8 protein-coding genes and 2 pseudogenes are annotated in these 10,316 nt (G+C 73.8%); 1 reads left to right on the top strand and 9 read right to left on the bottom strand.

Going from position 1 to position 10,316, the window contains the following annotated elements:
* Together NH602_RS22720 and metK are read right to left on the bottom strand one after the other, a co-directional pair.
* Positions 1-516, bottom strand: a pseudogene (locus tag NH602_RS22720) (primosome assembly protein PriA); the annotation flags it as partial.
* A 97-nt stretch (positions 517-613) separates the two neighbouring features.
* Positions 614-1,816, bottom strand: a complete 1,203-nt coding sequence (metK, locus tag NH602_RS22725; protein ID WP_253068857.1) for a methionine adenosyltransferase — start codon at positions 1,814-1,816, stop codon at positions 614-616.
* Positions 1,817-2,161: 345 nt separating this feature from the next.
* Between metK and NH602_RS22730 the strand changes: the two genes are divergently transcribed.
* Positions 2,162-2,683, top strand: coding sequence for an SH3 domain-containing protein (locus NH602_RS22730; RefSeq protein ID WP_179762649.1), 522 nt, complete (start codon positions 2,162-2,164; stop codon positions 2,681-2,683).
* A 73-nt stretch (positions 2,684-2,756) separates the two neighbouring features.
* Here the strand turns inward: NH602_RS22730 and coaBC are convergent, their stop codons facing one another.
* From coaBC to NH602_RS22765, 7 genes and pseudogenes are all read right to left on the bottom strand, one after another.
* Positions 2,757-3,974, bottom strand: a complete 1,218-nt coding sequence (gene coaBC, locus NH602_RS22735; protein WP_179762648.1) for a bifunctional phosphopantothenoylcysteine decarboxylase/phosphopantothenate--cysteine ligase CoaBC — start codon at positions 3,972-3,974, stop codon at positions 2,757-2,759.
* A gap of 9 nt (positions 3,975-3,983) precedes the next feature.
* The gene (gene rpoZ / locus NH602_RS22740) at positions 3,984-4,253 is read right to left on the bottom strand and encodes a DNA-directed RNA polymerase subunit omega (RefSeq protein ID WP_073574695.1); all 270 of its coding nucleotides are present in this window, start codon (positions 4,251-4,253) and stop codon (positions 3,984-3,986) included.
* Between the two features lie 38 nt (positions 4,254-4,291).
* Positions 4,292-4,882: a guanylate kinase gene (gmk, locus tag NH602_RS22745; protein ID WP_179763157.1), complete on the bottom strand. Its 591-nt coding sequence runs from the start codon at positions 4,880-4,882 to the stop codon at positions 4,292-4,294.
* A gap of 33 nt (positions 4,883-4,915) precedes the next feature.
* A complete protein-coding gene (gene mihF / locus NH602_RS22750) occupies positions 4,916-5,230 on the bottom strand; it encodes an integration host factor, actinobacterial type (protein WP_020627642.1) in 315 nt (104 codons plus the stop codon).
* A gap of 509 nt (positions 5,231-5,739) precedes the next feature.
* On the bottom strand, positions 5,740-6,573 hold the full coding sequence (gene pyrF / locus NH602_RS22755; protein WP_179762647.1) for an orotidine-5'-phosphate decarboxylase: 834 nt from the start codon (positions 6,571-6,573) through the stop codon (positions 5,740-5,742).
* The gene (gene carB / locus NH602_RS22760) at positions 6,570-9,881 is read right to left on the bottom strand and encodes a carbamoyl-phosphate synthase large subunit (protein ID WP_073574693.1); all 3,312 of its coding nucleotides are present in this window, start codon (positions 9,879-9,881) and stop codon (positions 6,570-6,572) included. Before carB ends, pyrF begins: the two co-directional genes overlap by 4 nt.
* Positions 9,881-10,316: pseudogene (locus NH602_RS22765) on the bottom strand (hypothetical protein); the annotation flags it as partial. The gene carB and the pseudogene NH602_RS22765, both read right to left, overlap by 1 nt.

Genomic DNA, 10,316 nt, shown 5'->3' on the forward strand with positions numbered 1-10,316 from the left:
CGCCAGCGCGTCGAGGAACGCCCCGCCGCGCGGGTAGGCCTCCCAGCCCACACGGTCGACCGGGGCGGGCTCGGCGGCGCCGCGCTCCCGCGGGCTCTCGGACTCGACGCGGGCGTGCCGGGCGGGCACCGCGAGGCGCAGGACGTCGGCCATCACCCCGGCGTAGCGGTCGGCGACGGCCCGGGCCAGCCCGGCCACCTCGGCGGTGAGCACCGGTTCGGGCGAGACGACCTTGTCGACCCAGGCGAGCTTCCCGGCGTGGGCGGTGTCGTCGGAGCGCTCCAGCAGGAAACCGTCGACCAGCCGGCCGGCGAAGCGCACCCGCACCCGTACACCGGGGACGGCGGCGTCGTCGAGATGGGTCGGGACGCGGTAGTCGAAGGCCCGGTCCAGGTGCGGCAGCGCGACGTCGACCAGCACCCGCGCGACCGGACGGGCCGGGGCGGGCTGCCACTGTCCCCGGTCGCGCCCCGGGCGGCGGGCGCGGGCCGCCGGGGCGGTACGCGGAGAGCTCACGTCGAGGGTCTACCACGCGGCACCGACGCCACCCGGAGACGCCCGTGGCCGTCGACCGCGCGGGGCGGTCGACGGCCACGGGGCACGTGCTCGGCGCTCAGCCGCCGGCGACCGACTTCAGGGCGTCGGCGCGGGAGGTGTCCTCCCACGGCAGCTCGACGTCGGTGCGGCCGAAGTGGCCGTACGCGGCGGTCGGCCCGTAGATCGGGCGCAGCAGCTTCAGGTCGCGGATGATCGCGGCCGGGCGCAGGTCGAAGACCTCCTCGATGGCGGCCTGGATCCGCGCCGGGTCGACGTTCTCCGTGCCGAAGGTCTCCACGAACAGCCCGACCGGGGCGGCCTTGCCGATCGCGTAGGCGACCTGGACCTCGATCCGCCCGGCGAGCCCGGCGGCGACGGCGTTCTTGGCGACCCACCGCATGGCGTACGCGGCGGAGCGGTCGACCTTCGACGGGTCCTTGCCGGAGAAGGCGCCGCCACCGTGGCGGGCCATGCCGCCGTAGGTGTCGACGATGATCTTGCGGCCGGTGAGGCCCGCGTCACCCATCGGGCCGCCGAGCACGAAGCGGCCGGTCGGGTTGACCAGCAGCCGCGGCTGCGACGGGTCCCAGCCCAGCGCCTCCACCTCGGGCGTGACGACGTGCTTGAGGATGTCGGGAGCCAGCATGCCGTCGAGGTCGACGTCCGCGGCGTGCTGGGAGGACAGGACCACGGTGTCGAGCCGGACCGGCTTGTCGCCGTCGTACTCGATGGTGACCTGGGTCTTCCCGTCCGGGCGCAGGTAGGGCAGCGTGCCGTTCTTGCGGACCTCGGTCAGCCGGCGCGACAGTCGGTGCGCCAGCGCGATCGGCAGCGGCATCAGCTCGGGGGTGTCCTCGCAGGCGTAGCCGAACATCAGGCCCTGGTCGCCGGCGCCCTGCTTGGCGATCTCGTCCTCGGCGGACTCGACGCGCTTCTCGTAAGCGGTGTCGACCCCCTGGGCGATGTCGGGCGACTGCGCACCGATGGCGATGTTGACGCCACAGGAGGCGCCGTCGAAGCCCTTGGCGGAGGAGTCGTAGCCGATCTCGAGGATCTTCTCCCGCACCAGCTGCGGGATCTCGACGTAGGCGTTGGTGGTGACCTCACCGGCGACGTGCACCTGACCGGTGGTCACCAGGGTCTCGACGGCGACCCGGCTGCTCGGGTCCTGCGCGAGCATGGCGTCGAGGATCGTGTCGCTGACCGCGTCACAGATCTTGTCGGGGTGGCCCTCGGTGACCGACTCGCTGGTGAACAGGCGACGGCTCGTGTTGGACACGCGCAGTTTCTCCATCCCGTTGGAAACGTTCTCCGCTCCGGCGCGACGACGTCGTCGCGCTCGCTCGGACGCACGACCATGATCGCGAGCGCCCCTCGGATGCAGGGTAGTCCAGACCGGCCGCCCGTACGGGACTCGCACGAGGGAACTCACACACGGAGCGTGACAACACCCGGAGAGTTCGCTACCCGGTGTCGCCGGATGGGGTGATTGACCCTCTGCTCACGAATCGAACGGGCGTCGGCTCGTTGGGCGGGACAACACCTCGCACGCCCCGCGGGGTCGCCCACGAACGGATCCGCACGGTGGCCTCCCCGGCCCCGGCGGCACGGAGGTTGTTCCACCATGAAGCCGAACTCGCGACGCGTCGCAGCCGTCCTCGGCGCACTGGCCGTGGCCGGCGTCACCACCACCGGGATCATCGCCGGCACCGCGTCGGCCGCCGGTACCGGCACCTGCACCCAGAGCGTCAACGTCCGCTCCGAGCCCGAGGTCGACGCGCCGATCGTCGGCGTGTGCGAGCGGGGTGAGTCCACCTCGACCGGGGAGACCCAGGACGGGTTCGTCGAGCTCCCCGAGTACGGCGGCTGGGCGATGACCCGGTACGTCTCGACCTCCGGCTCCGAGGGCTCCGGGTCGTCGGAGGACTCGCTGACCCCGAGCAGCGCCGAGCGGTCGGCCCCGTCGACCTCGTCGCCGTCCACGTCGAGCCCGCGCTCGACCTCCTCGGCGACGCCGTCCACGTCCTCGCCGCGGTCGGCCTCGTCGGCCACGCCGTCCACGTCGGGTGAGGGGTCGGACGAGGGGTCCGGCTCCTCCTCCGACGAGGCGGAGCCGACGCGCAGCTCCTTCTTCGACGAGGACTGAGTCCGGTCGCACACGACGACGGGCCCGCACCGGGAGTTCTCCGGTGCGGGCCCGTCGTCGTGTGCGGGGGTGCTCAGCGCAGGCGCGGGACGACCGCGTCCCAGATGCGGGAGGCGAGCAGCGCCTTCGAGCCGAACGGCAGCTCGTCCTCGCCGCCGTCGCGGGCGAGCAGCCAGCCGGCGTTGTCCGTGGTCTCGAAGGCCTTGCCGTCGCCGACCGCGTTCACCACCAGCAGGTCACAGCCCTTGCGGGCGAGCTTGGCGCGGCCGTGGTGGAGCACGTCGCCGTCGGCGTCGCCGGTCTCGGCGGCGAACCCGACCACGACCTGACCCGACCGCGGCGGGTCGGCCACGAGCCCGGCCAGGATGTCGGGATTCTGGGTCAGCCGCAGCGGCGCCGGCTCCGCGTCGCCGCGCTTGATCTTGTCGGCGGCGGTGTCGACCGGCCGGAAGTCCGCGACGGCGGCGGCCATCACCACGGCGTCCGCGTCCACGGCCGCACCGCGGACGGCGGCCTCCATGGCGACGGCGGTCCCCGCGGCGACCACGTCCACCCCCGCCGGGGCGCCGAGGTCCGCGGTGTGCCCGGCGACGAGCGTCACCCGCGCGCCGCGCTGGGCGGCGACCCGGGCCAGCGCCCAGCCCTGCCGGCCCGAGGACCGGTTGCCGAGGAAACGGACCGGGTCGAGGTCCTCCCGGGTCCCACCGGCACTGACGACCACGTGGCGGCCCTCCAGGTCCCGCGGCAGCGCGTCCGGGCGCTCCAGCAGCAGCCGGGCCAGGTCGACGATCTCGGCCGGGTCGGGCAGCCGGCCCTTGCCGGTGTCCGCGCCGGTCAGCCGGCCCGCGGCGGGTTCGATCACCACCGTGCCGCGGGTGCGCAGCAGGGCGACGTTGTCGACCGTCGCGGGGTGCTCCCACATCTCGGTGTGCATCGCGGGCGCCAGCACCACCGGGCACCGGGCGGTCAGCAGCGCCGCGGTCAGCAGGTCGTCGGAGCGGCCGTGCGCGAGGCGGGCCATGAGGTCCGCGGTGGCCGGGGCGACGACGACGAGGTCCGCGCCCTTGCCCAGGGCCACGTGCGGCACCTCGTGGACGTCGTGGAACACCCCGGTGGCGACGGGCCGGCCGGACAGGGCCTCGAACGTCGCCGCCCCGACGAACCGCAGCGCGGACTCGGTGGGGATCACCCGCACCGCGTGGCCGGACTCGGTCAGGCGACGCAGCACCTCGGCGCTCTTGTATGCGGCGATGCCGCCGGAGACGCCGAGGAGCACCTCGGGAGGAGCCATCGAGAGGTCTTACTCGCCCTCGGTGTGCTCGAGCATCCCCGCCTGGATCTCGCGCATCGCGATCGACAGCGGCTTCTCGCGCGGGCCCGGCTCGACGAGCGGGCCGACGTACTCGAGCAGGCCCTCACCGAGCTGGGAGTAGTAGTCGTTGATCTGCCGGGCGCGCTTGGCCGCGTAGATGACCAGAGCGTACTTCGAGCTGACCTGGCCGAGCAGGTCGTCGATCGGCGGGTAGGTGATGCCCTCGGGGGCGGTGGCGGTGCCGGTGGGCGTGCTCACGTGGTGGACTCCTGAAGAACGAGGGGGACCTGGGGCGCTCAGACGGCGCCGCGGTCGACCGCCAATGCTACCAACCGGCCGATCACGGCCCGCAGGTCGTCGTTGACGACCACCTCGTCGAACTCCCCCTGGGCCTCCATCTCCTCGATGGCGGTCCGCAGCCGGCGCTCGCGCTGCTCGGGGGTGTCGGTGCCGCGGTCGGTGAGCCGGCGGGCCAGCTCCTCCATCGAGGGTGGCGCGACGAAGACGGTGACGGCCTCGGGCAGGACCCGTTTGACGGACCGGGCGCCCTGCAGGTCGACCTCGACCAGGACCGGACGGCCCCGGTCGAGGGCCTGCTCGACGGGCACCCGGGGCGTGCCGGAGCGCTGCAGCCCGCCGTGCACCTCGGCCCACTCGAGGAGTTCGCCGCGCTCGATGAGCGCGTCGAACTCCTCGCGGGACACGAAGCGGTAGTCACGGCCGTCCACCTCGCCCGGCCGCGCGGGCCGGGTCGTGGCGGACACGCTGAACAGCAGCTCCGGCAGCGCCTCGCGCAGTCCCGCGACCACGCTGCTCTTGCCCACCCCGGACGGCCCGGCCAGCACGAGCAGCCGCCCGCGGGCGGGGCCGGTCCGGCCGGAGGGCATGACGGAGGAGGTGTCGGTCACGGGACGCCCGGATCAGCTCGGGTAGCGCTCGAGCAGCGCCTTGCGCTGCCGGTCACCCAGGCCACGCAGTCGGCGGCTGGTCGCGATCTCCAGCTCCTCCATGATCTGCTGGGCGCGGACCTTGCCGACGTTCGGCAGGGCCTCGAGCAGAGCCGAGACCTTCATCTTGCCGAGGACCTCGTCGGTCTCGGCCTTCTTCAGCACCTCCTCGAGGGTGGTGCCGCCGCGCTTGAGGCGGTCCTTCAGCTCGGCCCGGGCCCGGCGCGCGGCCGCGGCCTTCTCCAGCGCGGCGGCGCGCTGTTCCTCGGTCAGCTGGGGAAGGGCCACGGTTGGTTCCTCCGTACTTTCCTGTGTCGTTCTCGTCGTTCTCGCCGCCGTGATCCCGGCTCGCGCCGGGGTGTCGCGTCAGCGATCGGGTGGTGGGTCGCACCGACCCGTCCGGGGGACGTCCCCGGCGTCGTATTCGAACGTACCCACGACCTCCACGGAGGCGTCAATGGGGGTCCCACCTCCGGTTTCGGCCGTCAGGAGGTGATCAACGGCACCCTGTTCGAACCACGACAGGAGTGCCATCCGGCTCCCCCGTAGGGCGGGTCGGCGCAGTGCTGCCCGCCGGACGGGGCAGCCGGCCCGCCACCGGACGCGCCCGATCGACGTCCCGGTGCGCCCGGGGGCGCCCGGCGGGTGGAGTGGACCGCCCGGCGCGCGTCCGGCGTCGCCGGCCCACCACCGGACCCGTGCCGTCCCGGAGTCCATGATCGCGACGCGTGAGGTGTCCGGTGCCGGATCCGGCACCGGACACCTCACAGCAGACGATCATCGGGACCGGCGCCCGCTCAGTGCGCCCCGGCGGCGGTGGAGGCCAGCTCCTCCGCGAGCAGGTGCGCCGCGTCCCGCAGGGCGACGGTGTCGGGGCCGGCCTGCAGCACACCGCGCGCCGACACCGGCAGGACCGGGCCCGCGGTGCCGGCGAACCGCGACACCACGTCGGCCGGGCTCGCGCCCTGGGCACCGAGCCCGGGCACCAGCACCGGGCCGTTCAGCGCGGTCAGGTCCAGGCCGTGCTCGTGGGTGCCGCCGACGACGACGCCCACCGCGCCGCGGGGCTGCGCACCGGCGTTGCGGGCGGCGGCGTCGTCGACCATCCGCTGGGCGACGCTCACCCCGTCCGCCGTCGTGGCGCACTGCACCGCGGCACCGTCCGGGTTGGACGTGCGGGCCAGCACGAACACCCCGCGCCCGGCCTCGTCGGCGGCGGTCAGCGCCGGCTCCAGCGACCCGAAACCCAGGTAGGGCGACAGCGTGAGCGCGTCCGCCGCGAGCGGCGCGCCGACGCGCAGATAGGCGTCGGCGTAGCCGTCCATGGTGGAGCCGATGTCGCCGCGCTTGGCGTCGAGCAGGGTCAGGGTGCCCGAGCCCGCGAACCCGGCGAGCAGCCGTTCCAGCACCGCGACGCCCGCCGAGCCGTGCCGCTCGAAGAACGCCGCCTGCGGCTTGACCACCGACACCGCCCCGGCGAACGCCGCGTGGCAGCGGTCGGCGAACGCGGCGAGGCCGTCGGCGTCGTCGGTGAGGCCCCAGGCCGCCAGCAGCGCCGGGTGCGGGTCGATCCCGACGCACAGCGGCCCGTGGGCGGCGACGGCCCCGTCGAGCCGGGCGGCGAAGCTCACGCCTTCGCCTTCAGCGCCGCGTGCGCCTGCTGGAGCGACCGCACGCCGAGCCCGCCCGAGGCGAGCGCCTCGATGCCCTGCACCGCGGCCGCGGTCCCCTGCACCGTGGTGATGCACGGCACCCCGCGCGACACCGCGGCGGCGCGGATCTCGTAGCCGTCGACGCGCGGACCGGGGTTCCCGACCGGGGTGTTGACGATCAGGTCGACGTCCCCGGCGAGGATGGTGTCGACGATCGTCGGGGTCTCCGGTCCGGATCCCTCGCTGTGCTTGCGCACCACGGTGACATCGATCCCGTTGCGGCGCAGCATCTCCGCGGTGCCCTCGGTGGCGAGGACCTCGAAGCCCATGTCGGCCAGGCGGCGGATCGGGAACACCATCGCCCGCTTGTCGCGGTCGGCGATGGACACGAACACCGTGCCCGAGGTCGGCAGCGAGCCGTAGGCGGCGGCCTGCGACTTGGCGAACGCCGGGCCGAAGGCGGAGTCGAAGCCCATGACCTCGCCGGTGGACTTCATCTCCGGGCCGAGCAGCGGGTCGACGCCCTGGCCCGCGGTGTTGCGGAACCGGTTGAACGGCAGTACCGCCTCCTTGACCGCGACCGGGGAGTCGGCGGGCAGCGCGCCGCCGTCGCCGGTCGCCGGGAGCAGGCCCTCGCCGCGCAGGTCGGCGATGGTGGCGCCGAGCATGATCCGGGCGGCGGCCTTGGCCAGCGGCACCGACGTCGCCTTGGACACGAACGGCACCGTCCGCGACGCCCGCGGGTTGGCCTCCAGCACGTAGAGCACGTCGCCGTGCAGGGCGTACTGGACGTTGAGCAGCCCGCGCACGCCGACGCCGTGCGCGATGGCGGCGGTGGCCTCGCGGACCTTCGCCAGCACCGAGGAGCCCAGCGTGATCGGCGGCAGGGTGCAGGAGGAGTCCCCGGAGTGGACCCCGGCCTCCTCGATGTGCTCCATCACGCCGCCGAGGTAGATCTCCTCGCCGTCGCACAGGGCGTCGACGTCGATCTCGATGGCGTCGTCGAGGAACTTGTCGACCAGCACCGGGCGGTCCGGGGAGATGGTGGTGGCGCGGGCGATGTAGCCGGCCAGGGTCGCCTCGTCGTAGACGATCTCCATGCCGCGTCCGCCGAGCACGTAGGACGGCCGCACCAGCACCGGGTAGCCGATCCGGGTGGCGATCCCCCGGGCCTGCTCGAAGGAGGTGGCCATGCCGAACTCCGGGGCGGGCAGGCCTGCCTTGCGCAGGACCTCGCCGAACGCGCCGCGGTCCTCGGCCAGGTCGATCGCGGCCGCGGAGGTCCCGACGACGGGCACCCCGGCGTCGGTGAGGCGCTGGGCCAGCCCCAGCGGGGTCTGCCCGCCGAGCTGCACGATGACGCCCGCGACGGTGCCGGAGGCCTGCTCGGCGTGCACGACCTCCAGGACGTCCTCGAAGGTCAGCGGCTCGAAGTAGAGACGGTCGGCGGTGTCGTAGTCGGTGGACACCGTCTCCGGGTTGCAGTTGACCATGACGGTCTCGAACCCGGCGGCACGCAGCGCCATGACCGCGTGCACGCAGGAGTAGTCGAACTCGATGCCCTGCCCGATGCGGTTCGGGCCGGAGCCGAGGATCAGGACCTTCGGCTTCTCGGTCTGCGGGGCGATCTCCGACTCGGCCGCGGGGTCGGTCTCGTAGGCCGAGTAGTGGTACGGCGTCCTCGCCGCGAACTCGGCGGCGCAGGTGTCGACGGTCTTGTAGACCGGCCGGATACCGAGGCGGTGACGCAGGGTGCGCACGCCGTCCTCACCGGCGAACTCGGGGCGCACCGCGGCGAGCTGACGGTCGGACAGGCCGTGGCGCTTGGCCCGGCGCAGCAGGTCGGCGTCGAGGACGGGTGCGGCCTCGAGCTCGGCACGGATCTCGCCGAGCAGCGCGATCTGGTCGACGAACCAGGGGTCGATGCCGGAGGTCTTGGCGACGTCGTCGACCGACTGGCCGGAGCGCAGCGCGCGCTCGACCTCGTAGATGCGGCCGTCGACCGGGACGGTGTACTGCGGTTCGCCCTCCGGGTCGGGAGCGGTCCAGAACCCGGCCCGCTCCCGCTCCATCGAGCGCAGCGCCTTGCCCAGCGCCTCCGGGAACGAGCGGCCCAGCGCCATCGCCTCGCCGACGGACTTCATGGTCGTCGTCAGCTCGGGATCGGCGCCGGGGAACTTCTCGAACGCGAACCGCGGGATCTTGACCGCCACGTAGTCCAGCGACGGCTCGAACGCGGCGATGGTCTCACCGGTGATGTCGTTGCGGATCTCGTCGAGGGTGTAGCCGACGGCGAGCTTCGCGGCGATCTTGGCGATCGGGAAGCCGGTGGCCTTCGACGCCAGCGCGGAGGACCGCGAGACGCGCGGGTTCATCTCGATCACGACCAGGCGCCCGGTCTCGGGGTGGATCGCGAACTGGATGTTGCAGCCGCCGGTGTCGACGCCGACCGCGCGCAGCACGGCGATGCCGACGTCGCGCATGTGCTGGTACTCGCGGTCGGTCAGGGTCATCGCCGGGGCGACGGTGATCGAGTCACCGGTGTGCACGCCCATCGGGTCGATGTTCTCGATGGAGCAGATGACGACCACGTTGTCGTGGTGGTCGCGCATGAGCTCCAGCTCGTACTCCTTCCAGCCGAGCACCGACTCCTCGATGAGGACCTCGGTGACCGGGGAGGCGGCGAGCCCGGCGCCGGCGAGGCGCTCCAGGTCCTGCGCCGAGTGCGCCATGCCCGAGCCGAGCCCGCCCATGGTGAACGACGGCCGGATGACCACGGGCAGGCCCAGCTCGTCGGCGGCGGAGCGGACCTCCTCCATGGAGTGGCAGACCCGGGAGCGGGGGACGTCGCCGCCGACCCCGATCACGATGTCCTTGAACTTGAGCCGGTCCTCGCCGCGCTCGATGGCGTCGACGTCGGCGCCGATCAGCTCGACGCCGTGGCGCTCCAGGGCACCGTTCTCGTGCAGCGCGATCGCGGTGTTGAGTGCGGTCTGCCCGCCCAGGGTCGCGAGCATCGCGGTGACCGGGGTGCCGTTGTCGCGCTCGGCGACGATGACCTTCTCGACGAACTCCGGGGTGATCGGCTCGACGTAGGTGGCATCGGCGAACTCCGGGTCGGTCATGATCGTCGCCGGGTTGGAGTTGACCAGGGAGACCCGGATGCCCTCGGACTGCAGCACCCGGCACGCCTGGGTGCCGGAGTAGTCGAACTCGCAGGCCTGACCGATGACGATCGGCCCGGAGCCGATCACCATGACGTGGTCGATGTCGTCGCGGCGGGGCATCAGTGGTCCTCCTGCCGGGCCTGGTCGTGCCGGTCCGGGTGCTGCGGGGTGGATGGGGATCCGGTGGGCGGTGGCGGCCACGGGCGGTCGTCGACGGGCCGGGCACGGCCGGACACCGGGTCGCCGCCCGGTGCCGGGTCGGCCGGGGTGTCCTCGGCGTCCGGGTCGGCGGTGGCGCCCGGGTGGGCGGGCGTACCGCCGTCGCGGCGCAGCGCGTCCTCGATGTCGGAGAACGGCGCCGTCAGCGGGTCCGGGGTGCCGGGGCGGCCCACGGCGGACATCCGGCTGGTGGGCGGCTCGACCTCGTCGCGGCCGGTGGCCGGGGAGCCGGCCGGCGGGGTGACGGGCAGCCGGGTGGTGTGCTCGTCGGCGGCGTCCGGTCCGGCGTCGGCACCGCCGTGCGGGCCCTCCGGGCTGCCCGGCTCGAACCCGCCC

Source organism: Pseudonocardia sp. McavD-2-B (assembly GCF_024124365.1).
Taxonomy (GTDB): Bacteria; Actinomycetota; Actinomycetes; order Mycobacteriales; family Pseudonocardiaceae; genus Pseudonocardia; species Pseudonocardia alni.

Coding starts and splice junctions, on each gene's coding strand:
- gmk (WP_179763157.1), bottom strand. CDS start 4,882: ATGCCCTCCGGCCGGACCGGCCCCGCCCGCGGGCGGCTGCTCGTGCTG.
- NH602_RS22730 (WP_179762649.1), top strand. CDS start 2,162: ATGAAGCCGAACTCGCGACGCGTCGCAGCCGTCCTCGGCGCACTGGCC.
- coaBC (WP_179762648.1), bottom strand. CDS start 3,974: ATGGCTCCTCCCGAGGTGCTCCTCGGCGTCTCCGGCGGCATCGCCGCA.
- carB (WP_073574693.1), bottom strand. CDS start 9,881: ATGCCCCGCCGCGACGACATCGACCACGTCATGGTGATCGGCTCCGGG.